The following is a 23,257-nucleotide window of genomic DNA, read 5'->3' on the forward strand; positions in this document are numbered from 1 at the left end:
ACGCTGACGCGGCCCTGATGCGCGCCCTCAACTGGGAAGACGGTCAGGGCCGCGCCGGTATCGGGTATTACCGATGAGTAGCCACTTGTGCGCGAATTCACACAGCCTGGGACGCGACGTACGCGCCACGCTTCTCGACCGCCATCTGGTAGAGGCGCCCGGCACGGTACGAAGAACGCACCAGCGGGCCGGACATGACGCCGGAGAAGCCGATCTGGTCGGCCTCCTCCTTCAGCTCCACGAACTCGTGCGGCTTCACCCAGCGTTCCACGGGGTGATGCCGCACGGACGGCCGCAGGTACTGCGTGATGGTGACCAACTCGCAGCCCGCCTCGTGCAGTTGGCGCAGCGCCTCGCTGACCTCCTCGCGGGTCTCGCCCATGCCGAGGATCAGGTTCGACTTCGTGACCAGACCGTAGTCGCGGGCCTCGGTGATGACCTTGAGCGAGCGGTCGTAGCGGAAGCCGGGGCGGATGCGCTTGAAGATGCGCGGGACCGTCTCGACGTTGTGCGCGAAGACCTCGGGGCGGGACGAGAAGACCTCGGCGAGCTGCTCCGGGACCGCGTTGAAGTCGGGGGCCAGCAGCTCGACCTTGGTGCGGCCGGCCTCGCGGGACTCCGTCTGCTGGTGGATCTGGCGGACCGTCTCGGCGTACAGCCAGGCGCCGCCGTCCTCCAGGTCGTCGCGGGCCACGCCGGTGATCGTGGCGTAGTTGAGGTCCATCGTGACCACGGACTCGCCCACGCGGCGCGGCTCGTCGCGGTCCAGGGCCTCGGGCTTGCCGGTGTCGATCTGGCAGAAGTCGCAGCGCCGCGTGCACTGGTCGCCGCCGATGAGGAAGGTCGCCTCGCGGTCCTCCCAGCACTCGTAGATGTTGGGGCAGCCGGCTTCCTGGCAGACCGTGTGCAGACCTTCGCTCTTCACGAGGGCCTGCATCTTCGTGTACTCGGGACCCATTTTCGCCCGGGTCTTGATCCACTCGGGCTTGCGCTCGATGGGGGTCTGGGCGTTCCGGACCTCCAGGCGCAGCATCTTGCGTCCGTCGGGTGCGACTGCGGACACGATGGGCTCCCTAGCGATTGATTCCTCGGCGTCACCCAGGGTACGCCCGTTGATTTGGTGGCTCTGTGTTGGTGCTGGCCTGCCAGGGGCTGCGGCCCCCGGACCCCCGCTTCGGCCCCGAAAGGGCCTCGTCCTCAAACGCCGGACGGGCTGATTCATGCGGCCTGCGCGTTCAATGCAACGCCGGACGAGCTGATTTATGCCCGCGCCTTGGTCGGGACGCCCGACGGGCTGACAGTTGGCCGAGTTACGAGCAGTTGCCGGAGTCACGAGCTGACAGGTGCTGGTGTCTTCTCGATCTCCCGCGGCTTCGGATCCGCGTGCTCCAGTACGTCCTTCAGGTGCCGCTCGACCACCGGCAGCACCTCGTCGATCGTCACGTCCCGGCCCAGCTCGGCGGCCAGCGAGGCGACGCCCGCGTCGCGGATGCCGCACGGGATGATCCGGTCGAACCACCTGTTGTCCGGGTTCACGTTCAGCGCGAAGCCGTGCATCGTGACGCCCTTGGCCACGCGGATGCCGATCGCGGCGATCTTGCGGTCCTCGCGGCGCTGGCCGGCGTTCGAGGGCGCGTACTCCGGGCCGTTCATCCGCGGGTCGAACTCCTCGTCGTGCAGGCGGGGGTCGAAATCGAGGGACAGCCCGCCGATCGACGGCCGCTGTTCCACCGGATCGCCCAGCACCCACACCCCGCTGCGGCCCTCGACCCGGCTGGTCTCCACGCCGAACTCCGCGCACACGCGGATCAGCGCCTCCTCCAGGCGTCGTACGTGCGCGACGACGTCCACCGGGCGGGGCAGCTTCTGGATCGGGTAGCCGACCAGCTGCCCCGGGCCGTGCCAGGTGATCTTGCCGCCGCGGTCGACGTCGATGACCGGGGTGCCGTCCAGGGGGCGCTCGTTGTCCTGCGTGCGGCGGCCCGCCGTATAGACCGGCGGGTGCTCCAGGAGCAGCACGGTGTCGGGGACCTCGTCCGCGAAGCGGGCCGCGTGCACCCGGCGCTGCTCGTCCCACGCCTCCTGGTACTCGACCGCGTCCGCGCCGAACCCCATCCGGACGAACCGCAACTCACCCACGGCAAGCGCCTCCCTGGCAGCAACCTACGAGTCGTAAGGCACGAAACATGCCTACGCCACTGTACGACCGACCGCCGACAGCCCACCGGGCGGCCGGGGCCGTCAGCCCTACGACCAATCCTCACACGATCGGATGAATGCACGTCGGAATGTGCGACGGGATGCTTACGCTCCGCTACATTCGCGCCGTTCACGAGGCCAAAAGGGCTGCTCACAGGCAATCCGGGCAGGCAGCGACCGTATCGGCCGCTGTGAGGCCCGAAAGGCAGGAGACCGCACCGCAGATGACGGAACGACCCGCGCAGCGCACTCCCAACCGTCAGCTCGCCGCGCTCATCGCAGAAGCGGGGTTCTCCAACGCAGGTCTCGCCCGTCGCGTGGACCAGCTCGGTCTGGAGCACGGACTCGATCTCAGATACGACAAGACATCCGTCACCCGGTGGCTGCGCGGCCAGCAGCCCAGAGGCACCACCCCCGCCCTCATCGCCGAGGTCTTCACCCGGCGGCTCGGACGCCGGCTCACCGCGCAGGACCTCGGTCTCGACGCCTGCGCGCCGGTGTACGCGGGGCTCGAGTTCGCCGCGACCCCCGAGGAGGCCGTCGACATCGTCAGCGGGCTGTGGCGCAAGGACTCCGGCAGCCACGCCGAGCTGCGCAAGATCGCCTTCACCCCGGCCGGTCTCGTGGTGCCCAGCCGGGACTGGCTGATCGGCCGCGCCGACGACCGGGTCGGCCGCTCCGAAGCCGCGAACCGGGTGCCCCCGCAGGGCCGCCCGGCGGTACCCCGCCAGCGCGGGGCGGCCGAGCGCGGCCCCGGCCAGAAGGTCACCGGCGGTGACATCGCCGCGCTCCGCTCGGTCGGCGAACTCTTCCGCACCCTCGACAACGCCTACGGCGGTGGCCACGCCCGGCAGGCCCTCGTGCGCTACCTGGAGCACGAGACCGAACCGATGCTGCGCGGCACCTACGGCGAACAGACCGGCCGGCGCCTGTTCGCGGCGGCGGCCGACCTCACCCGGCTCGCGGGCTGGACGTCGTACGACATCGCCGCGCACGGGCTCGCGCAGCGGTACTTCGTGCAGGCGCTGCGGCTCGCGCAGGCGGCGGGGGACCGGGCCTACGGCTCGTACGTGCTCATCACCATGAGCCGGCAGGCCGTCTACCTCGGGCACGGGCGGGAGGCCGTGCAGCTGGCGCGGGTGGCGCAGCAGGGGGTCGGGACCAGTGCGCCGCCCGTCGTGCAGGCGCTGTTGCACGCCGTGGAGGCGCGGGCGCACGGGGTGCTAGGGGAGGTGCGGGCGTGCACCTCCGCGCTCGTACGGGCCGAGCGGGCCCTCGAAGCGGCGCGCGGCGGGGACGAAGTGCCGTACTGGGCGCGGTTCTTCGACGAGGCGCAGCTCGCCGACGAGTTCGGGCACGCGCACCGGGACCTCCAGCAGTTCCGGGCCGCCGCGCAGCACGCGGAACGGTCCCTGCAACTGCGGGCGCCCGCCTTCGCCCGCAGCCGGCTGTTCTGCCGGGTCGTGCTCGCCTCCGCCCGGCTCGGGCTCGGGGAGCTGGACCAGGCCTGTGCGTTGGGGGCGGAGGCGGCGGGGCAGGCGGCGGAGATGCGGTCGGTGCGGGCCGTTGAGTATGTGCGGGACTTCGAGCGTCGGCTTGAGCCGTACAAGGACGCGGCGCCGGTGCGGGGGTATCGCGACAAGGTCGCCGCGCTCGGGTGAGACGAGGGCTGTGGTTGCGGTTCGGGGGACTGCGCGACGCCGTCGTGGCTGGTCGCGCAGTTCCCCGCGCCCCTAAAAGATTTCAGGCGGCCTGTGTTGTCCGGATCGGGTCCGCCCTGTGCATCGAACCCGTCGCGCTCAAGTCCCCCAGGATCGCCTTCGCCGCCCGGTGTCCCGAATGCAGAGCCCCCTGGACCGTGCTGGTGTCCCGGTGGTCGCCGCACACGTACAGGCCGGCCAACAGCCGTACGGGACGCCGGAGGTCGTGCGGGGGGCGCATGACGGGAACCGCCGTGGCGGTGTGGTGGACGGCGAGGGTCTCCCAGCGGGTGGTCGAGGTGCCGTAGAGGCGGGACAGGTGCATGCGTACGGCGGTGTCGACGTCCGGTGGGGGAGGGCCGAGGACGGTTGAGGAGACGAGGGCGCGGCCTGCGGGTGCCCGGCCGGGGTCGACCTCGCTGACGACCGCGGTGTGCGCGACCGGGCCGCCGCGGTCGGAGTCGAGGAGCAGGGCGGCCCCGGTCGCGGGCGGGTCGTCGGTCGTGTGGTGCACCACGGTCACCGGGTGGAAGTCGGGGACGCGCAGGCCGGGCAGCAGTTCGGCCGCCGCGCGCGCGTCCGTCGCGACGAGCACGGCCCGGCAGCGGATCTCGCCGTGCTCGGCGGTGGTCACCGACGTCGTCGACACGGCGGTCACGCGCACGCCCGTGTGCACGGTGCCCGGTGGCAGCGCCGCCGCGAGCACCTCGGGCAGCATCTCCGCCCCGCCCTCCGGCAGGCACAGCCGCCCGCCCGCGAAGGCCCGCAGCGCGAGGTCCGCGCACCGGCTGGAGGTCGTCAACTCCGGGTCGCAGAGCAGCGCGGCGAGCAGCGGGCGCAGAAACCCGTCGATGGTCCGCGCGGGCACCCCGCGCGCCGCGAGCGCCTGCCCGGCGGCCGACTCCGGCCGCGCCAGCAGCCGTTCGACGGGCGTCCCCGCGAGCCGCGTGAGCGCCGCCCCGAGCCGCGCCTGGTCGACGGGACCGCCGAGGGGGGCACCGGACCGCGGCCGGGGCACGACGGAGGCCCCTCGGGCGTCCACCGCCCGGTCTTTGAGCGTAGGCCCGCCCCAGGAGGCGTCGGTCCGGTCCGCGGACGCCGACCCACTCCGGGAGACACCGGCGCGGTCCCTGAGCGCCAGCCCGCTCCAGGACGAACCCGCCCGGTCCCTGAGCGCCCCCCAGGACGTGCCCGTCAGCCTGCCCCCGGACGCGGTCCGGTCCGTGGGGGCGCCGGCGGAAGTTCCTGTGCGGTCCTTGGGCGAGGACCTGTCCCCGGAGGTTCCCTCCCGGTCCCGGGGCGCGGGCCGGTCCTTCGGGGTTCCCGTCCGGTCCTCGGGTGCGCGTTCGTTCCCGGAGGTGCCTGTGCGGCTCCTCCGCGTCTCCGCGTCGCCGGAGGTTCCCCGGTCCCGGGGCGCGGGCCCGTCCGTAAGGGCTCCGCTCCCGTCCTGGGGGGTCGCCCGGCCTCCGGCGGTTCCCTCCCGGTCCCGGGGCGTCGCCCCGATCCCGGAAGTGCCCGTCCCGCTCCCGCCCCCGGGTGCCGCCGCTGCCCAGGCGACGCCCCCGCGCCCCCTGGCCACCGGGCCGCCCCAGAGGGAGCCCCTCCGGACCACTCCGCCCCACGCGGACCCCGTCCGTACCCTCGGTACCGCCCCCGACTTGGGGGCGCTTGCCAGGGCGCGTACCGCGTGGAGTGCGCCCCACGCGCTCCCTCCGGGCGCCGGGGTGCCCGCGCGGTGGTGGCGGCCGTCGCTGTGGAGGAGGACTCCTGGGGCGAAGGGGCGCAGGACCAGGGCATCGAGGCCCGGGGTGAGGCGCAGTTCGGGGTACGACGTGGACAGGAACTGTCCGATCCGGTCGAGCCGGAACCCGTCGACCTTCTCGGTCGACATACGGCCCCCCACGTAAGGGGCGGCCTCCAGGACTGCGGTCGTTACTCCTGCGCTGATCAGCCGATGTGCCGCGGCGAGTCCGGCGACCCCGGCTCCCACGACGACGACGTCCGCCTGGTACGCGGGCTCAAGCACGTGCCCCTCCTCGACGTTGAGCGGCCGGTGGAGACGTCATGCCCCCAACAGCCTTCAGGGATACCCGAGTTCGGGTCGAGGTTAGGGCCGTGATCGGTCAAGGGCAGTCGCGCATACGCAGGGCACGGTCGCACAACGGTCGCATACGGTCGCCGTGTGTCATCCTCCGCTGTCGTCCAGGTCCCGGACGGTCACAGCGCCGCCCTGATCGCCCCCTCGATCTCCGGGAACGCGAACGTGAACCCCGACTCCAACAGCCGCTTCGGCAGCACCCGTTGACTCCCCAGTACATCCCCGGACATCTCGCCGAGCACCAGCTTCAGCGCGGGCGCCGGCACGGTGAAGAGGGACGGGCGGCGCATCACGCGGCCCATCGCCGCCGAGATCTCACGGTTCGGCAGCGGGTTCGGGGCGGTGAGGTTGAAGGGTCCCGACAGGCCCTCGGTGTCGATGAGGTGCCGGATCGCCGCCACCTCGTCGTGCAGCGCTACGAACGACCAGTACTGCCGCCCGTCACCGAAGCGCCCGCCGAGTCCCGCCTTGTAGAGGGGGAACAGCTTGGCCCACGCCCCGCCCTCACGCGCCACGACCAGACCGGTCCGCGCGAACACCGTCCGTACGCCCGCCTCCCGCACGGGCGCCGTCGCCTCCTCCCACTCCACGCACAGCGAGGGCAAGAAGCCGTCCCCGGGCGGCGCGTCCTCGTCCACGGCACGGTCGCCCGTCTCGCCGTAGAAGCCGATCGCGCTGCCGTTCACCCACACCCGCGGCGGCCGGTCCAGCGCGGCCACGGCCTCCGCGAGCGCCGCCGTGCCCAGCACCCGGCTGTCGCGGACCGTCTTCTTGTAGGCGTCCGTCCAACGGTGGTCCCCGACCCCCGCACCGGCCAGGTTGACCACCGCGTCGCACCCGTCGAGCGCCGCCGCGTCCACGTACTGCCCCTCGGGGTCCCAGCACACCTCGTCCGCACTCCGGGCGGCCCGCCGCACCAGGCGCACCACCTCGTGACCGTCTGCGGTCAGGGACCGCACCAGTGCGCTGCCGATCAGACCGGAGGCGCCGGTCACCGCGATTCGCGAGCGTTCCATGGCGTCCATCCTGCCTCGTTGATCGATAAAACCCCCATGAGGACGGCACCGCCTCCGCCGTACTGTGGCTCACATGTCCGAGCCGTACATACGCACCGCCCTGCCCGACGACGACGAGGAACTCGGCGAGCTGGACCGCGCCACCTGGTCCCACCTGCACGCGGTCATGCCGAGGCCGCAGCCGCCGTACGGCCCCTTCTTCGGCGAGCGGCACGCGCCCGGTGATCATCTGGTCGCCGAACTCGACCGCCGGATCGTCGGCTACATCCGGCTGGCCTTCCCCACCCCGCTCGCCTGCAACGCGCACGTCCGGCAGATCCAGGGGCTCGCCGTCGCCGAGGAGGCGCGGGGGCACGGGGTCGGCCGGGCGCTGATCCGGGCCGCCGTCGAGGAGGCCCGGCGGCGCGGTGCCCGCCGGCTCACACTGCGCGTGCTCGGGCACAACACCCCGGCGCGGAGGCTCTACGAGGCCGAGGGGTTCGCCGTCGAGGGCGTACTGCCCGAGGAGTTCCTGCTCGACGGGAAGTACGTCGACGACGTGTTCATGGGCCGCGCCCTGTGACCTTTCAAAGGCGCGTGGCCTACGACGTGACCAGGTCGCCCGTGTCCACCTCGGCCGTCGCGGTCGCCGCGCGCCGCGCGTCCCCGGTGACCTCGTCGGCCGTCAGCACGTACCCCGTCTCGTTGTCCTGGGTGGAGCGGGCGAAGACGACGCCGTAGACCTTGCCGTCGGTCGTCAGGAGGGGGCCGCCGGAGTTGCCGGGGCGGACCGTGGAGCGGATCGAGTAGATCTCGCGGGTGACGGTCCCGTTGCTGTAGATGTTCTGCCCGGTCGCGTTGACCCGGTTGGCGACGGTCGCGGCCTGGAGGTTCAGGTCGCCGTCCTGCGGATAGCCGGCCACCACGGCCGAGTCGCCGCGCGCCGCGCTGGTGTCGAAGCGCAGCACCGGCGCGGACAGCCCCGGCACGTACAGCACGGCCACGTCCTTGTTCGGGTCGAAGAGGACCACCCGTGCCTCGTACGACCGCCCGACCCCGCCGATGCGGACGGTCGGGTTGTCGATGCCCGCCACCACGTGCGCGTTGGTCATCACGTGCTGCGGGGCGTACACGAAGCCGCTGCCCTCGCGGCCCTGGGTGCCCGAGGAGCCCTCGATCTTGACCGTGCTCCGCTTGGAGGCGTTCGTCGCGGCGGCCGTGACGCTGTCCCCGGTGGGCTTGGCGACCTCGGCCGTCGACGCGTTCTCGAACGGGTTGAAGACCTGCGGGAAGCCCGCCTCGGTGAGCGCGGAGGTCGCCCGCGAGAACCACGTCGGTGTCGTGTCCGGCATGAGCTTCTGCACGCTGCCCAGCAGCGTCGAGTCCTGGATCGCCGTCGTGACCATCGCCGACGACGACGCGCCCAGGACACTCGCGGCCACCCACGCCACGATCAGCACCGCCACCGAGTTCGCCGCGGCCCCGCCGATCCCGTCGGCCACCCGCAGCGGCCCCTGGTCCAGCTCCTTGCGCAGCTTGAGCGCCAGCCGCCCCGCCAGTTCGTGCCCCACCACCGCCGGGGCCAGCACGGTGAGCACGGCGGTCACCGTGGCCGCCGTCGTCCCCGGTGTCACCAGGTCCATCACCCACGGCAGCACCCACACGCCGACGACCGCACCGCCCACGAACCCGGCGAGCGACACACATCCGGCGACGAGGCCGCGCCGGTATCCGGACGCCGCGTAGGCGAGGATCACCAGCAACAACAGCAGGTCGAGCAGGTCCACGGAGCCGCCTTTCTCTCGGAACCCTTAGTACGCGAGGAACGGGCCCACTGATCAGTCACGCGCGCGTGGTCCCGGCAACCGGCCACGCGTGCGTGTACCCCCAGAAACGTGCTGGACCAGGACGATGGTTCCACCGGGTGGCACAGCACACATCGCGGGCGGAGCGAATCCGGCCGAGAGTGTGACCATGCGTGTCCTGAGAAGAACGCCGGGTGCACGGCGCCGGCGCCGGGTACGGATACCCCGTCCCGCGCTCCTCATGCTGGCCTGTCTACCCGGCCTCGCCGCCGTCCTGGTGCTGGCCCTGTGCGCGAACGGCATCGGACGCAAGGCCACGGCAGCCGTACGCCACCCGGTCGCCGCCCGCCCGGCTTCCGTCCAGCACACCGCGCCCAAGCCGCGCATCGTGCCCCGCTCCGCCTGGCTCGACGCCCTCTCCCGGCACGCGCAGCCGCCTCCGCGCTACGACGACAAGGTCGTCGCCGTCTTCGTCCACCACACCGACTCGCCGAACGGCTACGACTGCGCGAACGCGCCCCGCATCATCCGCTACCTGTACGCGGGCCAGACCGGCGTCCGGGACTGGGACGACATCGGCTACAACTTCCTCGTCGACCACTGCGGCACGATCTACGAGGGGCGGGCGGGGGGTGTCGACCGTGCGGTCACCGGGGCCCACACGCAGGGCTTCAATCACCGGACTGCGGGGATCGCGGCGATCGGGACGTTCACGGCGGGGATGGCGGTGCCGCGGGCGATGACGGACGCGATCGCGGCGCTGGCGGCGTGGAAACTCGGCCTCGCCGATGTCGACCCGCGTGGCAAGGCCCACCTTGTTTCCAGCAACAGCCTCAGCCGTTATGCCTCTGGTACGACGGCTACGCTGCCTGCCCTTGCGGGGCACAAGGACGGGTACATGACGAGTTGTCCTGGGGCGGCGTTGTTGGCGCGGTTGCCGGAGGTTCGGGGGGTGGCGGCGCGGTTGCAGGGGCGATGAGCGTTGAGTGTTGGGTGCGGGTCGGTGGGGGCTGGGCGCGCAGTTCCCCGCGCCCCTGACAGGCCGGCTTCGCCGTGCCTATCTGCGGCCGAGGTAGACCGCCAACGCCCGTTGCAGCATCTTCCCTTGGCTTCCCACCGGGCGTTCCCATTCCCCCAGGTACTCCACTGCCCTGCCGCCCGCGCCGGTCTTGAAGAGGAGGCGGCCGACGAGGCGGTCCTCGGCTATGAGGGACGGGGTGATGGAGCGCAGGTCGTACGTTTCGGCGCCCGAGTCCAGGGCCTCGCACAGCATGCGCCACAACAGGAGGCTGCTGGGCCGGAGTTCACGTCCTCGGCGGCCGGACGCGGGGTACGAGTGCCAGACGCGCGGGCCGACGCCGATCATCAGTGCGGCGGACAGTACCTCGTCGTCGTACTCGGCGAGATAGATGCGCAGCCGGTCGGACTCCTCGGCGTTGAGGGCCTGCCACATGCGCCGGAAGTAGGCGAGGGGGCGGGCCTTGAATCCGTCCCGTTCCGCCGTGGCTTGGTACAGGCGGTGGAAGGAGGGCAGGTCGTCGGCCGACCCCCAGAAGACCCCGACACCGCCCGCCTCAGCCGTCTGGAGCGACTGCAGCCAGTGGGGTGCGAGACCGGCGCGCAGTTCGTTCACCGACCGCCCCGCCAAGGGGATCCGACACCCGTACCGAGGCTGCCCGAGCCCGAACCCGCTCCCGTCGTTGTCCCTGCACCGCCGCCACCCCAACCGCTTCAGCCGCTCGGCGGCATCCAGCGCGTACCCGTCGATCCCGTCCGTGGGCAGCTCCCGCAGATGCCGTACGGCGGGGTCGGCGACGCCCGCCGCGACGGTGGCCGCGTCCCAGTGCCGGACGACGAGCGGCGGGCCGATGCGGACCGAGAAGGCGCCCGCCTTCTCCAGGTGCGCGATCAGGGGGTCCAGGAACAGTTCCGGGCGCTGGCTGTGCCAGTCGATCGCGGGCCCGTCGGGAAGGTAGGCGAGACAGCGCCCGGTCCCCGGAAACGCCCGGTACAGCACGAGTGCGACGGCGACCATGACGTCCCCCTCGAACCAACCGACGCTCTCCGCCGTCCAGTCGGGCTTCACGTCGGCCCACTCGGGGATCTGGAGATGGCTCGCGTCGGGGTGCAGCCGGAGATGCGCGAGGTGTTCCTCGCGGGTTATCCCCTTCACGTACGGGCTGGTCATGGGCGCGGGCTCCTGTTCGGCGGCGGCCACCGTAAGCCGGGGCTCACCGGACGGGTCAAGACTTCACTGCTGTGAACTCCGCCCACACCCGCTTGCCGCGTCGGCCCTGCCGGGGTGTGACGCCCCACTGGTCGGCCATGGACGCGATCAGGAACACGCCCCGCCCACTCTCCGTATCCCAGTCGGGTTCGGTGTACCAGACGGGCAGTTCGGGCGAACGATCGCTTACGGCCACCCGAACGCCGCCTTCCGTGAGCGTACTCAGCCGCAGCTCGCACTCCGGGGAGTCGAGGACGTGGCGATGGACGTTGGCCAGCATCTCGGTCACGCAGAGCGTCGCGGCGTCGGCGAGTTCGGGGTACCCCCAGGCGGCCAGCTGGTCCCGGACGACTTGGCGCGCGGCGGCGAACCCCTCTGGTTCCGCGAGGAGTTGGAGCACCACTTCGGGGGGTGATTGCGTGTGCATGCCCTCACGGTGCGTGAGATGTGGCTAGCCTGAACAGGACTTTCGGAGGCACACAAGGGAGTGTGCGGGCAAGGGGGTTGGCTGTGCAGGACGGTGTCGAGGGGTCGTCGAGCATGAAGATGTTCGGGGCGGTGTCGCGTGCGCTGCGGGAGGCGCAGGGGAGTACGCGGGAGCAGTTCGGGGCGCATGTGGGGTACTCGGCGTCGCAGGTGGCGATGGTGGAGCGGGGCGAGCGGATGCCGAGTCCGCAGTTCATCGCGCGGGCGGGGGAGTTCCTGCACGCGCAGGTGGCGATCGATGCGGCGGCGGAGCATTTGGAGCGGCGGAGGTATCCGTCGTGGTTCGACGACTATGTGGAGAGGGAGGCGGAGGCGGTCAGTCTGTGGTCCTACGACACCCATGTCTTCAAGGGGCTTGTCCAGACGGAGGATTACGCGCGGGCCGTGCTGAGCGCGCGAGTGCCGGTGCTGGACGACGAGACGATCGAGCACCGTGTGCAGGCCCGTTTGGCGCGGCAGGCGCTGCTCACCCGGGTGCCGCCCGTGTCGCTGGCGCTGGTCATCGAGGAGTGGGTGTTGAGGCGTCCGGTGGGTGGACGGGCTGTGCTCAAGGGCCAGTTGGAGCGGCTGCTGGAACTTGGTGAGAAGCGGAACATCTCAATTCAGGTGATGCCGACAGGCGTTGAGTCGCATGCCGGATTCAATGGTGCTTGGACGCTGCTGGAGACTCCCAAGCGGGAATGGGTCGCGTACGTTGAAGGTCAAGCCGGGGGTCTGGTGATCGAGGACCGCGACGAGGTCAGCGCGATGTTCCAGCGGTTTGGCATGATCCGGTCCCAGGCGCTCCCGCCAGGGGAGTCCGCGAAGCTGATCGAGGGGTTGGTGGGCCAACTATGAGCACCGCAGATCTGACGTGGTTCAAGTCCAGCTACAGCGGGGACGCCGGCGGGCAGTGCCTTGAAGTCGCCTTGGAGTGGCGGAAGTCGTCGTACAGCGGGGACGCGGGCGGTGATTGCCTTGAAGTGGCCCTGGAATGGCGGAAGTCGACGTACAGCGGCAGCCAGGGCGGAGAGTGCCTCGAAGTCGCCCTGGAACCAGCCCACCCCACGGTCCATATCCGTGACTCAAAGGCCAAGTCCGGTCCCACACTCACGATTTCGTCGGACGAGTGGACGGCGTTCGTCGGCTTCGCCGCCGGGAAGTGACTCAGGAAGACCACGCCGCGAGCAGGTCCGCCGGGCCGTACGCCGCGTCGAGCCCCGCGCAGTCGGTTCCGCTGCGCGAAACCGCGATCACCGGGACCGGATCTTGCGTAAGGGCAGCTCGATGGTGATGCAGCGCAGCGAGGTCGTGGCGGTCGAACGGGGAGTTCTCCAGCCACTTCACCGAGCCGACGAAGAGCAACTCCTTGGCGATGGGGGCTCGGTCGGCGCCGACGATGTCGATCTCCACGTCGTTGGTACGAGTCCAGTAGGAGCCGATGGTGGGCGCTGCCGGAAGGTCACCATCCGGCAGTAGGCGGGCCAGTGCCTCACGTAGCAGGGGTTCGACAGCGCGGCCTCGCCAACTGGTCCAGTTGTCCCGGATACGTCGCAGCGTCAGGTCACCCCTGCCCCGTTCGATCTCCTCCATCGCGGGGCCGAGCAGCTTGAGCCAGAAGCGGAGATAGGGGTCGGCGACCCGGTAGCGACGGTCCTTCGAAGGGCGCGTGGACAGGGGAAGGTCGGTCGCGATCACCCGCTTGTCCGTGAGGATCCCCAGTGACCTGTTGAGGGGGGTCGCACCGATCCCGCCGGCCGCACGGGCGATGTTGGTGAAGGTCCGCTCGCCGCTTCCGATCGCCGTAAGCACCGTGCGCGCCTGCACCTGCTGGGGGAACTCGGCGGCCAGCGATCGCTCCGCAGAGACCAGCAATGCCGAGACGGGATCGCTGAGGGCCGCCGACAGGAAGTCCCACAGCCCGGCGCCGTGCGGCCATTCCGCGCAGATGAGGGGCAGTCCGCCGGTGACCAGGGCCGCGTCGAACGCCTCGGCCGCATCGAGGCCCAGCATTCCGCCGACCTCCGCCGGATTGAGCGGCCCCAGCACCATCTCCCGGCCTCGCTGGTGGAACGGACGGCCGTAGCTGTTCAGCGCCTCCATCATCGACAGGTCGGAACCGATGAGGATCAGCAGAACCGGCTTGGTCTCCAGGAGTCTGTCCCAGGCCCGTTGCAGCGTGCCCTCGAACCCGCCTTCCGCGTCCATCAGATACGGCACTTCGTCCATGACCACCACGCTGGGGCGGTCGTGCGGCAGAGTCGCCGCCAGTACGTCGAGGGCGGCATCCCAGTTCGCGGGGCGGGCCGAGGCGAGCAGGCCGGCGAGGGGCAGGTCCGAGGACTGCGCGTCCTGGGCGAACCGCTCAAGATCGATGTGCGGCGAGGCTCCCGTGGCGGCGTAGAAGAGAAACGGCACACCGGACCGCTCCGCGAAGCGCTCGACCAGTCGTGACTTGCCCACGCGGCGGCGCCCCCGCAGCATCACGCACCGTCCAGGCCGCTCGCCGCCGACCCCGGCCGCCACCTTGCCCAGCTCACGGTCCAGGGTTTCGAGCTCGCGCACCCTGCCTACGAAGTTGCCCATGCCGCTAAAGCTAACATCAAAGTTACTAACATTGATGTTAGTAACGAGGCTGTTTGTTGGTCGGGCGTGCTGTCGCTGGACGAATAGATGACTTTCGTAAACTTGGCCGCAAAGTCGGCGCTACAGTAATCACGTTCTCACCCTCCGTGCACCAGCACGGAGCGGCCCTCAGCGGTGCGCCAACACCAATCTGAGGGCCTACACCGACGAGTGGATCAGAGGTCCATCGCGATGCTGCAGCATGCTATCCCGCCCGCCCGTTTCTTCTCCCAGACCCCGAACGAGATCATCCGGCATCCCCGCCTCAACGGGACCGCCGTACGACTCCTCCAATGGGCGCTGTCCCTCCCCGAGGGCTCACGCGAAACCGTCCAGTCCATCGGCGAGAAGATGCCGGAAGGCCGCCTCGCGGTCCGCAAGGCCCGGCGGCAACTGGAAGAAGAGGGTTACCTCCACACCCGGCGCAGCCAGGACCCGGAGACGGGCCAGTGGTCCACCCAAGTCCTCGTCTCCAACGTGGCGTTGACGACGCCGGAGGAGATCGCCGCCGCGTTCGGAGTCCTGCGTCCCTCCGTTGATCCGAGTGACCAGGACCCGCCGGTCGGCGCAGGGGCGGACCAGGCCGTCGGCGGATACCCCTTGGGTGAGGACACCGAGGGAAACACCCCCAACCCGGCCGCGAATTTCCTGGCCCGCCTCGGGGACCGAACCCCCGCCCTGCGTCTCGGCGCCGGTGAGATCGAACGGCTCGTGCCCCTCGTCACCCGCTGGCGGGAACGCGGGGCGACGGAGGCCGACCTGCATCAGGCCCTCACCGCCGATCTGCCTCACCCCGTCCGCTCCCCGGCCGCCCTCGTGGCGTACCGCCTGGAAGCCCGGACTCCCTCAATCACCCCTCCACGCAAGCGAGTCGAGCCCCTCGCGGAGTGCGGGGAGTGCCGTGACCCGTTGCCGCGAGGGGTGAGTACGGGGATCTGCCGCCGGTGCGCGGGACTGGTCCCGGCACCCTCCGCACCGGCCCCGGTGACGATCGGCGGCATCGCCCTGGTGCGGGCGGCGCTGCGCGCCTGACGGGGCCGTACGCTCACAGGTTTCTCGCAGGCAACTCACCGAGTCCCCCGAGACAAGCTCCCTATCGTCATGCACACGCACTGACTGGAGGTGGGGAAAATGAACAGCAGTCACACCAACACCACGGAGAAGTCGGCCGGTTGGGCCAAGTCCGCCCGCGGCCCCTGGGCGGTGGTCTGCGCGGTCGCGACCGTGATCCTGGGTCCGGCCGCCGTCACGGCCTCCGCGCTCGACCAGGCCAACGCGGCCCCGATGCACCACGCGGTGCGGGCCGACCAGACGCAGGCCTACATCCCGACGGACGCGAGCCGACGCCGTACCGCCGCGTAGCGAAAGAGCGTCAATTACAAGTTGACGATCCGGGATCGTCAACTTAAGATTGACGCATGAGTCCACTCGATATCAGCCTCGCGGACCTGATCTCACGTCTCGACGAGGAACTCCCGGAAGCCGACGAACTGGCCCGTATCAGCGAGGCCCGACTCCGCGCCCAGACCCTGTCCGACCTGGGTGACCAGCTCATCGACCACTACGTCAGCAAGGCCAAGCAGACCGGCGCGTCCTGGACCGAGATCGGCGACGCCATCGGGGTGTCCAAGCAGGCGGCCCAGCAGCGCCACGCACCCGGCCCCTTCGAGCGGTACACCAACCTGAACCGGCACAGCATCGTGCTCGCGCAGGAGGCGGCCCGCACGCACAAGCACGACTCCATCGGCACCGAACACCTCCTGCTCGGCCTGCTCGGCGAACCGCAGGGCCTGGCGTACGAGGTGCTGGTGGCGAAGGCCGAGTCCGAGCGACGTGTCCGCGACGCGATCGAGGAGGCGCTGCCACCGGGCGGCAAGAAGGCGCCGCGGGGGCACATCGCGTTCCGGCCGGAGAGCAAGGAAGCCATCGAGCAGGCCCGCCGGGCCGCGGCCGACCTCGGCCACGACTGGGTCGGTACGGAACACACGCTGCTGGGCCTGATCCGCGTCGAGGAGAGCCCGGCCGCCCGGATCCTGCGCCAACTCGGCTTCACGCCGGACGAGTTGCGCGAGACGGTCAGGGCCGGGAGCGGCAGGTAGTCGACAGGCGGTCGGCAGGCGGTCGGGGCGTGGTCGTCAGCGCGCGGCGACCAACTCCTGGGCACTGCTGACCGTTCCGTCGGCGTGCCGGGTGAGCCGCAGCACCAGTACGTGCCGCCGGTCGGCCGGCGCGGTCACATAGAGCGGCCGGCCCTTGTTCAGGCCGGGTGCCTTGAACTCCAGCCGGGAACCGAAGGCTCCCGCGGCCATGTTGCAGCCCTTGGCCAAGGTCCGGCCGAAGGGATCGTGGTCGTGGGCGGTCGCGTCGACGTCGTAGTCGACCTTCTTGTTCTCGGGCTTGGCCACCGTCCCGACGTTCATCGTGACCCATGCGTGGACCTTCACGTCCGTGCAGACGGAGACCGTGCTGACGGCCTGCGGATCCGGGTCGCCGATGTCGACGCCTTCGGTGTCCTTCCCGGTCGACAGGAGGGCGCCGCCCAGCGCGGCGACCCCCACGACGACGATGGCCGCGCCGAGCAGAATCATCGAGCGGGTGCGAACGATCGGGAACATGGCCCCTCCGGGGAAGCGGTGTTGTCGCTTCGTAGGAGAGCCGCAGCAGTGCGGGAGTTGCGGCCGGAGTCGCTTCAAGACACCTCTGTGACAGGTGAGTTGACGGACCGTTACGGGTTCTGGCGACGGCTGGGTCCGAAGTGCTGCTCGCCCGCCGGATCGATGTCCACGTCCAGGCCGTTCAGGAGGCCGGCCAGCATCGTGAAGTACCCGACCGTGGTGATCAGCTCGACCACCTGACGGTCCGTGAAGTGCTTGCGCAGCGCGCCCAACGTGGCCTCCGCGAGGGTGTGTCGGGCCAGCAGTTCCTCCGTCGCGGTCAGCAGCGTCCACTCCACCTCGTCGAACTCGCCCTCCTCCGCCCGGAGTTCGACGATCGCGGCCAGCTGATCGGCCGTCACCCCCGCGTCCAGCGCGATCGGACGGTGCTGGACGAGCCCGTACGCGCAGTCCGTACGCGCCGCCACCGCCATCACCGCCAGCTCGCGCAACCGCACCGGCAACGACGACCCGAGCACGGCCATGGCCAGGTCTATCGCGGGACCCGGCAGATCCGGGGCGTGCGAGAGCATGCGGAACGCGTTCAGGGGAGTGGGGAGCTTGTCCACGGCGGGGGCGGAATGCTCGGGGTACGGGATGCGAGCCACGGGTGACCTCACTGGGATCCGGCCGATCGAGGGGCGGGTAACGGGTACGGGGGGGCGGGCAACGGGCGACGGGCAACGGGCACGGGCACGGGCACGGGCACGGGCACGGGCACGGGCACCCATCGCCGTACCCTCCTCACTCCTGCCGGAACCTCTCCCGCAACTTCGGGAACCGTTCCGCCAGTACCGCCTCGTTCTCCAGGTCGAGCGCTGCCCCGAGCGGCTCGGCGGGCGCCGGGGGGATCCCCAGGTCGGGGGCGACGGTGCCGGTGAGCTGCTCGTACGCCTCGTCCGCCGCGAACCCCAGCTCCTCACCGTCGCCGTCGATCTCGTCGTCGAAGTCGTCGATGAGGTCGGCCAGCGCGTCGGGATCGTGCACGGCACCCTCGTACACCTCGCGGCCCTGACCGATCAGCCAGCACCGGAAGAAGTCGAACGCGTCGTCGCTCGCCCCGTCGAGCAGCACCCACGCGGCACCCCACAGGTCCCAGGTGTAGGCGCGGTTGTAACGGGCCTCGAAATGCCGGGCGAAGTCCAGGACCAGCTCCGGGTCCAACTGCAGAAGCCGGTCCACGAGCAGGTCGGCCTGCTCCTCGGGGTCGCCCTCGGCGGCCTCGCGGGTGCCGTCCACCAGCTCCCAGAACTCCGTCTCGTCCATCACGGGTCAAGCATCGGTCCTGGACGGGTGGCGCGCACGTGGAGTGCAGCGGATTGTCACCTGGAGCGGGGCAGATCGTTATGGGCGGTACAGCGCGCCCAGCGGCACCACGCCGCTCACCAACCGCTCCCGCAGACTCTCCGGAGAGGGCACCGCTGAGTCGGGCCAGGACTCCGCGAGCTGGTTGGCGGGTGATCTTCTCGATCCCTCCGGGCCGGCCGGTCGCCTGGAGGGGAGCGGATCGCTACGTCCCGTACAGCGCCGCCAGCCGCAGCGTGTCGCTCGTGAACCGTGCCCGCAGACTCTCCGGCGCCAGCACCTCCACGTCCGGCCCCAGCCCGGCCAGCTGCGCGTGGGCGACCTCCTCTGACTCCACCGGGAGGGTCACCGTCAGCCATCCGTCGCCGTCCTCCGGCGTGCCCGCGCGCTCCAGTGCCTCCCTGGCCGCGGTCGGATCGACGGCGTACGGCAGTCTCCGCGCGCCGTCGGGCGACAGCCGCACCACCACCTCCGCCCGGAGGATCGACCGCGCGAACTGCCCCGCCCGCTCCTGCCAGAACGCCGGAAGATCGAAATCCTCCTGCCGTACGAAGCGCTCGTCGGCCCCCGCCGGATCGATCGCCGTGAACCGGTCGATCCGGTACACCCGGAAGGAATCACGGCCGGCGACCCGGGCGCACAGGTACCAGACGCCCGCCTTGAGCACGAGCCCGTACGGCTCCAACTCCCGCTCGACCTCGGCGTCCCCGCGCCGGTACCGCGCGACCACCCGGCGGTCGTCCCACACCGCGTCCGCCACGGCGGGGAGCAGTTCGGGGGTCTTGGGCTCCGTGAACCAGCTCGGCGCGTCGAGGTGGAACCGTTGCGCCGCCGCCCGCGAGGCATCCGACAGGGAGGGGAGAAGAGCCGCGGAGACTTTCAGCCGGGCGGCCGACGCCGCGTCCTCCAGCCCCATCTCGCGCAGCGCCCCCGGCACCCCGCTCAGGAACAGCGCCTCCGCCTCGCCGCGGGCCAGCCCCGTGAGCCGGGTCCGGTACCCGCCGACGAGCCGGTACCCACCGGCCCGCCCCCGGTCCGCGTACACCGGGACCCCCGCCTCCGACAGCGCCTGCGCGTCCCGGGTGACGGTCCGCTCGGACACCTCCAGCTCCCGCGCCAGCTCGGCGGCGGTCATGCCGGCGCGGGACTGGAGCAGCAGCACCATTTTGATGAGACGGGCAGCGCGCATGCGTTCATGATGAGGGGTCTGATCTCGCCCCCGCCGCCCCTACCCGTCCCATCCTTCCGGGGCTCCGCCCCAGACCCCGCTCCTCAAACGCCGGAGGGGCTGCATTTCAGCCCCTCCGGCGTTTGAGGACGAGGCCGTTCAGGCCGAAGCGGGGGTCTGGGGGCGGCAGCCCCCAGGGACGGGACGGGTAGGGGCGGCGGGGGCGAAAACACCCCCTACAGCCCGTAGCGCTCCCGCGCCTCCTTCACCGCCGTGGCCTTCACTTCCCCGCGCCGCGCCAGCTGCGCCAGCGCCGCCACGACGATCGACTCCGCGTCGACGCCGAAGTAACGCCGAGCCGCGTCACGGGTGTCGGACAGACCGAACCCGTCCGCCCCCAGCGACGACCAGTCCTGCTCGACCCACTGCGCGATCTGGTCGGGAACCTGCCGCATGTAGTCGGAGACCGCGAGCACCGGCCCCTCGGCCCCGTGCAGCGCCTGCCGCACATACGGCACCCGCTCCTCGCCCCGCAACAGCGCCGCATCCGCGTCCAGCGCGTCCCGCCGCAACTCGGTCCAGGACGTCGCCGACCAGACATCGGCCGCCACACCCCACTCCTCGGCGAGCAACCGCTGCGCCTTCAGCGCCCAGTGGATCGCCGTACCGGAACCGAGCAGCTGGATCCGCGCCGCGTTGGCGGCGGGCGAAAGCCCCGCCGATTCCGCCGTGTTGAAGCGGTACAGGCCCTTGACGATGCCCTCGTCGATACCGAGGCCGGCCGGCTTGGCGGGCTGCGGGATCGGCTCGTTGTAGACGGTGAGGTAGTAGAAGACGTTCGGGTCCTCGCCCTGGGCCGTCTCGCCGTACATCCGGCGCAGACCGTCCTTCACGATCGCCGCGACCTCGTAGGCGAACGCCGGGTCGTACGAAAGAGCCGCCGGGTTCGTCGCCGCGATGACCGGCGAGTGACCGTCCGCGTGCTGGAGACCCTCGCCCGTCAGCGTCGTACGGCCCGCCGTCGCGCCGACCAGGAAGCCGCGGCCGAGCTGGTCGCCGAGCTGCCACATCTGGTCGGCCGTGCGCTGCCAGCCGAACATCGAGTAGAAGATGTAGAAGGGGATCATCGCCTCGCCGTGCGTCGCGTACGACGTCGACGCGGCGATGAAGTCGGCCATCGAACCGGCCTCGGTGATCCCCTCGTTGAGGATCTGGCCGTTCTTGGCCTCCTTGTAGTACATGAGCTGGTCGCGGTCGACGGGCTCGTACGTCTGGCCCTTGGGGGAGTAGATCCCGAGCGACGGGAACAGCGACTCCATGCCGAACGTGCGCGCCTCGTCGGGGACGATCGGCACCCAGCGCTTGCCGGTCTCCTTGTCGCGGACCAGGTCCTTCACGAGACGTACGAACGCCATCGTCGTCGCCACGTTCTGGCTGCCCGAGCCCTTGTCGAAGGACGCGAACGCCTTCTCCGCGGGGGCGGGGAGCGCGGGCAGCGCGTGCGTACGACGGGCCGGGGCCGGACCGCCGAGGGCCGCGCGGCGCTCCTGGAGGTACCGCACCTCGGGGGAGTCGGCGCCGGGGTGGCCGTAGGGCACGACCCCGTCGACGAAGTCGCTGTCCTTGATGGGGAGTTCGAGCAGATCACGCATCTGCTTGAACTCGTCCGTCGACAGCTTCTTCATCTGGTGGTTGGCGTTCTTCGACGCGAAGCCCTCGCCCAGCGTGTGGCCCTTGACCGTCTGCGCCAGGATGACCGTCGGGCCGCCCTTGTGCTCCAGGGCCGCCTTGTACGCGGCGTAGACCTTGCGCGACTCGTGACCACCGCGCGAGAGGTGGAAACACTCCAGGATCTTGTCGTCGCTCAGCAGCTTCGCCAGCTCGACGAGCGCCGGGTCCTTGCCGAAGAAGTCCTCGCGGATGTAGGCGGCGCCGCGCGTCTGGTACGTCTGCACCTGGGCGTCCGGTACCTCGCGCAGCCGTCGTACGAGCGCGCCCGTGGTGTCGAGCTGGAACAGCTCGTCCCAGGCGTTGCCCCACAGGGACTTGACGACCTTCCAGCCGGCGCCCCGGAACTGGGCCTCCAGCTCCTGCACGATCTTGAAGTTCGCGCGGACCGGGCCGTCGAGGCGCTGGAGGTTGCAGTTGATGACGAAGGTCAGGTTGTCCAGACCCTCGCGGCTCGCCAGTGCGAGGGCCGCCGTCGACTCGGGCTCGTCCATCTCGCCGTCGCCGAGGAACGCCCAGACGTGCGACTCGGAGACGTCCTTGATGCCGCGCGCGGTCAGATAGCGGTTGAAGCGCGCCTGGTAGATCGCGGAGAGCGGGCCGAGGCCCATCGACACCGTCGGGAACTCCCACAGCCAGGGCAGCCGGCGCGGGTGCGGGTACGACGGGAGGCCGTTGCCGCCCGCCTCCTGGCGGAAGTTGTCGAGGTGCGCCTCGGTGAGGCGGCCGTCGAGGAAGGCGCGGGCGTAGATGCCGGGGGAGGCGTGGCCCTGGATGTACAGCTGGTCGCCGGAGCCGGGCGCTTCCTGGGATTCCTTGCCCTTGAAGAAGTGGTTGAAGCCGGTCTCGTACAGCCAGGCCGCCGAGGCGAAGGTGGCGATGTGGCCGCCGACGCCGTGTTTCGCGCCCCGGGTCACCATGGCCGCCGCGTTCCAGCGGTTCCACGCGGTGATCCGGTGCTCCATCGCGTCGTCGCCGGGCGCGGACGGCTCGGCGGCGGTCGGGATGGTGTTGACGTAGTCCGTCTCAAGCAGCTTGGGCAGCGCGATGCCGTTGCCCTCCGCGCGCTCCAGCGTGCGGCGCATCAGGTACGCCGCACGGTGCGGGCCGGCAGCCTTCGTCACGGCGTCCAGGGAGGCCTGCCATTCGGCGGTCTCCTCGGGGTCGCGGTCCGGGAGCTGGTCGAGCTCGCTCGGCTGGATGGCGTAGGGGTCGGTCATGTCGCCGCCTTCCTCAGTCGAAGGGGGGTGCCCTCGTCGGCAAGGGGTGTTTTCGGGGGTGCCCTTGGTCTTTGGCAGGACAGGGCGGCGGGCCCCGTGGTGGGAGCCCGTCGGTGACTGTAACTCCCTGATCGATGATCGATCAAAGGTTCCCGGGCAAAATATCTTGATTACGAGAAAGTCGGCACGGGGTGCCTTTTGCGAGGGCACCGGGTGCCGTGTTTTTCGCCGGTTTCCGGGGAGTTTTCGCAGGTGAGCATAGCTGCGCTCGGCTGCGTCACGGGCGCGGCGCGCAGCCCAGAACGTGCGCCTTCACCAACTCCGCGATACGCGGATCCCGGCGCCGGAACGCGGCCACCAACTCCTCGTGCTCCTCCGCGTACGACTGCTGCACCGTCCCCAGCCAGCGGATCGACAGCGCCGTGAACACCTCGATGCCGAGGCCCTCCCAGGTGTGCAGCAGCACCGAGTTCCCGGCCGCCCGGACCAGCTCCCGGTGGAAGCCGACCGTGTGCCGCACCTGACCGGTGCCGTCCGCGTCACGGTCCGCCTCGTACAGGGCGGCGACATGCGGCTCAAGTGCTGAGCAGTCCTCCGCCAGCTTCTCCGCCGCCAGCTCCGCCGCGATGGCCTCCAGGCCGGCCCGCACCGGGTAGCTCTCCTCCAGGTCGGCCGCGGTCAGATTCCGTACCCGTACGCCCTTGTTCGGTGCCGACTCGATCAGCCGCAGCGACTCCAGCTCGCGCAGCGCTTCGCGCACCGGCGTCTGGCTGACCTCCAGCTCGGTCGCGATCCGTCGCTCCACGATCCGCTCGCCCGGCTTCCAGCGCCCGCTGACGATCCCCTCCACGATGTGCTCGCGGATCTGTTCGCGCAGCGAGTGGACGACGGGCGCGGTCATGAGAGCTCCTTAAGGGCGTTTGACATCTAGACAATAAGGCCGCGCGCCCGCTCGGGAGGGGCGCACGGGGGCGCTTTCCTGCAGGTGAGACGAGACTTACACGCTGTCAGGGCAACCGGCTCCGTAAAGACCCGTACCGGCCCGGGACCGGAGCCGTCACCGCCGTG

The 23,257-nt window shown here is 70.8% G+C and carries 22 protein-coding genes and 1 pseudogene; 8 read left to right on the forward strand and 15 right to left on the reverse strand.

The genetic code is table 11. From position 1 onward, the window contains the following. Positions 1-97 precede the first annotated feature (97 nt). Positions 98-1,063 carry a lipoyl synthase gene (gene lipA, locus ACIQBL_RS24765; RefSeq protein ID WP_401945113.1) on the reverse strand — a complete coding sequence of 322 codons (966 nt, stop codon included), beginning with the start codon at positions 1,061-1,063 and terminating at the stop codon, positions 98-100. Between the two features lie 266 nt (positions 1,064-1,329). Further along, positions 1,330-2,139 carry a lipoyl(octanoyl) transferase LipB gene (lipB, locus tag ACIQBL_RS24770; protein ID WP_401945114.1) on the reverse strand — a complete coding sequence of 270 codons (810 nt, stop codon included), beginning with the start codon at positions 2,137-2,139 and terminating at the stop codon, positions 1,330-1,332. 284 nt (positions 2,140-2,423) lie between these two features. Between lipB and ACIQBL_RS24775 the strand changes: the two genes are divergently transcribed. After that, positions 2,424-3,860 (forward strand): regulator, encoded by a 1,437-nt coding sequence (locus ACIQBL_RS24775; RefSeq protein ID WP_401945115.1) that lies wholly within the window; start codon positions 2,424-2,426, stop codon positions 3,858-3,860. An 82-nt stretch (positions 3,861-3,942) separates the two neighbouring features. On the opposite strand, the gene ACIQBL_RS24780 is transcribed toward ACIQBL_RS24775, so the two are convergent. From ACIQBL_RS24780 to ACIQBL_RS24790, 3 genes and pseudogenes are all read right to left on the reverse strand, one after another. After that, positions 3,943-5,478: an FAD-dependent oxidoreductase gene (locus ACIQBL_RS24780; protein ID WP_401945756.1), complete on the reverse strand. Its 1,536-nt coding sequence runs from the start codon at positions 5,476-5,478 to the stop codon at positions 3,943-3,945. 144 nt (positions 5,479-5,622) lie between these two features. Further along, a pseudogene (locus tag ACIQBL_RS24785) lies at positions 5,623-5,925 on the reverse strand (FAD-dependent oxidoreductase); the annotation flags it as partial. Positions 5,926-6,116: 191 nt separating this feature from the next. Next, positions 6,117-7,013: a TIGR01777 family oxidoreductase gene (locus ACIQBL_RS24790; RefSeq protein WP_401945116.1), complete on the reverse strand. Its 897-nt coding sequence runs from the start codon at positions 7,011-7,013 to the stop codon at positions 6,117-6,119. A 73-nt stretch (positions 7,014-7,086) separates the two neighbouring features. Between ACIQBL_RS24790 and ACIQBL_RS24795 the strand changes: the two genes are divergently transcribed. Continuing rightward, a complete protein-coding gene (locus ACIQBL_RS24795; protein WP_401945117.1) occupies positions 7,087-7,575 on the forward strand; it encodes a GNAT family N-acetyltransferase in 489 nt (162 codons plus the stop codon). A 19-nt stretch (positions 7,576-7,594) separates the two neighbouring features. On the opposite strand, the gene ACIQBL_RS24800 is transcribed toward ACIQBL_RS24795, so the two are convergent. Further along, positions 7,595-8,779, reverse strand: coding sequence for a MarP family serine protease (locus ACIQBL_RS24800; protein WP_401945118.1), 1,185 nt, complete (start codon positions 8,777-8,779; stop codon positions 7,595-7,597). A 187-nt stretch (positions 8,780-8,966) separates the two neighbouring features. Here ACIQBL_RS24800 and ACIQBL_RS24805 point away from each other — a divergent pair, with 187 nt between their 5' ends. After that, complete coding sequence (locus tag ACIQBL_RS24805) at positions 8,967-9,776, forward strand: peptidoglycan recognition protein (RefSeq protein WP_401945119.1); 810 nt, start codon at positions 8,967-8,969, stop codon at positions 9,774-9,776. A gap of 78 nt (positions 9,777-9,854) precedes the next feature. Here the strand turns inward: ACIQBL_RS24805 and ACIQBL_RS24810 are convergent, their stop codons facing one another. Together ACIQBL_RS24810 and ACIQBL_RS24815 are read right to left on the reverse strand one after the other, a co-directional pair. Next, positions 9,855-10,985: a lipid II:glycine glycyltransferase FemX gene (locus tag ACIQBL_RS24810; RefSeq protein WP_401945120.1), complete on the reverse strand. Its 1,131-nt coding sequence runs from the start codon at positions 10,983-10,985 to the stop codon at positions 9,855-9,857. 55 nt (positions 10,986-11,040) lie between these two features. Further along, positions 11,041-11,451 (reverse strand): ATP-binding protein, encoded by a 411-nt coding sequence (locus ACIQBL_RS24815; RefSeq protein WP_401945121.1) that lies wholly within the window; start codon positions 11,449-11,451, stop codon positions 11,041-11,043. Positions 11,452-11,534: 83 nt separating this feature from the next. Here ACIQBL_RS24815 and ACIQBL_RS24820 point away from each other — a divergent pair, with 83 nt between their 5' ends. Together ACIQBL_RS24820 and ACIQBL_RS24825 are read left to right on the forward strand one after the other, a co-directional pair. After that, the gene (locus ACIQBL_RS24820) at positions 11,535-12,347 is read left to right on the forward strand and encodes a helix-turn-helix domain-containing protein (protein WP_401945122.1); all 813 of its coding nucleotides are present in this window, start codon (positions 11,535-11,537) and stop codon (positions 12,345-12,347) included. Continuing rightward, positions 12,344-12,655: a DUF397 domain-containing protein gene (locus ACIQBL_RS24825; RefSeq protein WP_401945123.1), complete on the forward strand. Its 312-nt coding sequence runs from the start codon at positions 12,344-12,346 to the stop codon at positions 12,653-12,655. Before ACIQBL_RS24820 ends, ACIQBL_RS24825 begins: the two co-directional genes overlap by 4 nt. Before the next feature lies 1 nt (position 12,656). On the opposite strand, the gene ACIQBL_RS24830 is transcribed toward ACIQBL_RS24825, so the two are convergent. Continuing rightward, positions 12,657-14,075, reverse strand: coding sequence for an ATP-binding protein (locus ACIQBL_RS24830; protein ID WP_401945124.1), 1,419 nt, complete (start codon positions 14,073-14,075; stop codon positions 12,657-12,659). A 231-nt stretch (positions 14,076-14,306) separates the two neighbouring features. On the opposite strand from ACIQBL_RS24830, the gene ACIQBL_RS24835 reads away from it, so the two are divergent. From ACIQBL_RS24835 to ACIQBL_RS24845, 3 genes are all read left to right on the forward strand, one after another. Beyond that, the gene (locus ACIQBL_RS24835; RefSeq protein WP_401945125.1) at positions 14,307-15,146 is read left to right on the forward strand and encodes a hypothetical protein; all 840 of its coding nucleotides are present in this window, start codon (positions 14,307-14,309) and stop codon (positions 15,144-15,146) included. 99 nt (positions 15,147-15,245) lie between these two features. Further along, complete coding sequence (locus tag ACIQBL_RS24840) at positions 15,246-15,476, forward strand: hypothetical protein (RefSeq protein WP_401945126.1); 231 nt, start codon at positions 15,246-15,248, stop codon at positions 15,474-15,476. 56 nt (positions 15,477-15,532) lie between these two features. Then, positions 15,533-16,213 (forward strand): Clp protease N-terminal domain-containing protein, encoded by a 681-nt coding sequence (locus ACIQBL_RS24845; RefSeq protein ID WP_401945127.1) that lies wholly within the window; start codon positions 15,533-15,535, stop codon positions 16,211-16,213. Between the two features lie 36 nt (positions 16,214-16,249). Here ACIQBL_RS24845 and ACIQBL_RS24850 read toward each other — a convergent pair whose 3' ends face one another. The 6 genes from ACIQBL_RS24850 to ACIQBL_RS24875 form a co-directional block, all read right to left on the reverse strand. Next, complete coding sequence (locus ACIQBL_RS24850) at positions 16,250-16,729, reverse strand: hypothetical protein (protein WP_401945128.1); 480 nt, start codon at positions 16,727-16,729, stop codon at positions 16,250-16,252. Positions 16,730-16,839: 110 nt separating this feature from the next. Further along, on the reverse strand, positions 16,840-17,376 hold the full coding sequence (locus ACIQBL_RS24855) for a carboxymuconolactone decarboxylase family protein (protein ID WP_401945129.1): 537 nt from the start codon (positions 17,374-17,376) through the stop codon (positions 16,840-16,842). A 136-nt stretch (positions 17,377-17,512) separates the two neighbouring features. Next, positions 17,513-18,034, reverse strand: coding sequence for a DUF4240 domain-containing protein (locus tag ACIQBL_RS24860; protein ID WP_401945758.1), 522 nt, complete (start codon positions 18,032-18,034; stop codon positions 17,513-17,515). A gap of 244 nt (positions 18,035-18,278) precedes the next feature. Continuing rightward, on the reverse strand, positions 18,279-19,262 hold the full coding sequence (locus ACIQBL_RS24865) for a helix-turn-helix transcriptional regulator (protein ID WP_401945130.1): 984 nt from the start codon (positions 19,260-19,262) through the stop codon (positions 18,279-18,281). 215 nt (positions 19,263-19,477) lie between these two features. Next, the gene (gene aceE / locus ACIQBL_RS24870; RefSeq protein WP_401945131.1) at positions 19,478-22,189 is read right to left on the reverse strand and encodes a pyruvate dehydrogenase (acetyl-transferring), homodimeric type; all 2,712 of its coding nucleotides are present in this window, start codon (positions 22,187-22,189) and stop codon (positions 19,478-19,480) included. Between the two features lie 277 nt (positions 22,190-22,466). Beyond that, complete coding sequence (locus ACIQBL_RS24875; protein WP_019065401.1) at positions 22,467-23,090, reverse strand: GntR family transcriptional regulator; 624 nt, start codon at positions 23,088-23,090, stop codon at positions 22,467-22,469. Positions 23,091-23,257 lie beyond the last annotated feature (167 nt).

It is taken from the genome of Streptomyces sp. NPDC088350, from assembly GCF_044753545.1.
GTDB lineage: Bacteria > Actinomycetota > Actinomycetes > Streptomycetales > Streptomycetaceae > Streptomyces.

Excerpts from the sequence above, each read along its gene's own strand:
- ACIQBL_RS24775 (WP_401945115.1), top strand. The coding sequence starts at position 2,424 with ATGACGGAACGACCCGCGCAGCGCACTCCCAACCGTCAGCTCGCCGCG.
- ACIQBL_RS24790 (WP_401945116.1), bottom strand. The coding sequence starts at position 7,013 with ATGGAACGCTCGCGAATCGCGGTGACCGGCGCCTCCGGTCTGATCGGC.
- ACIQBL_RS24795 (WP_401945117.1), top strand. The coding sequence starts at position 7,087 with ATGTCCGAGCCGTACATACGCACCGCCCTGCCCGACGACGACGAGGAA.
- ACIQBL_RS24805 (WP_401945119.1), top strand. The coding sequence starts at position 8,967 with ATGCGTGTCCTGAGAAGAACGCCGGGTGCACGGCGCCGGCGCCGGGTA.
- ACIQBL_RS24810 (WP_401945120.1), bottom strand. The coding sequence starts at position 10,985 with ATGACCAGCCCGTACGTGAAGGGGATAACCCGCGAGGAACACCTCGCG.
- ACIQBL_RS24815 (WP_401945121.1), bottom strand. The coding sequence starts at position 11,451 with ATGCACACGCAATCACCCCCCGAAGTGGTGCTCCAACTCCTCGCGGAA.
- ACIQBL_RS24825 (WP_401945123.1), top strand. The coding sequence starts at position 12,344 with ATGAGCACCGCAGATCTGACGTGGTTCAAGTCCAGCTACAGCGGGGAC.
- ACIQBL_RS24830 (WP_401945124.1), bottom strand. The coding sequence starts at position 14,075 with ATGGGCAACTTCGTAGGCAGGGTGCGCGAGCTCGAAACCCTGGACCGT.
- ACIQBL_RS24835 (WP_401945125.1), top strand. The coding sequence starts at position 14,307 with ATGCTGCAGCATGCTATCCCGCCCGCCCGTTTCTTCTCCCAGACCCCG.
- ACIQBL_RS24840 (WP_401945126.1), top strand. The coding sequence starts at position 15,246 with ATGAACAGCAGTCACACCAACACCACGGAGAAGTCGGCCGGTTGGGCC.
- ACIQBL_RS24845 (WP_401945127.1), top strand. The coding sequence starts at position 15,533 with ATGAGTCCACTCGATATCAGCCTCGCGGACCTGATCTCACGTCTCGAC.
- ACIQBL_RS24850 (WP_401945128.1), bottom strand. The coding sequence starts at position 16,729 with ATGTTCCCGATCGTTCGCACCCGCTCGATGATTCTGCTCGGCGCGGCC.
- ACIQBL_RS24860 (WP_401945758.1), bottom strand. The coding sequence starts at position 18,034 with ATGGACGAGACGGAGTTCTGGGAGCTGGTGGACGGCACCCGCGAGGCC.
- ACIQBL_RS24865 (WP_401945130.1), bottom strand. The coding sequence starts at position 19,262 with ATGCGCGCTGCCCGTCTCATCAAAATGGTGCTGCTGCTCCAGTCCCGC.
- aceE (WP_401945131.1), bottom strand. The coding sequence starts at position 22,189 with ATGACCGACCCCTACGCCATCCAGCCGAGCGAGCTCGACCAGCTCCCG.
- ACIQBL_RS24875 (WP_019065401.1), bottom strand. The coding sequence starts at position 23,090 with ATGACCGCGCCCGTCGTCCACTCGCTGCGCGAACAGATCCGCGAGCAC.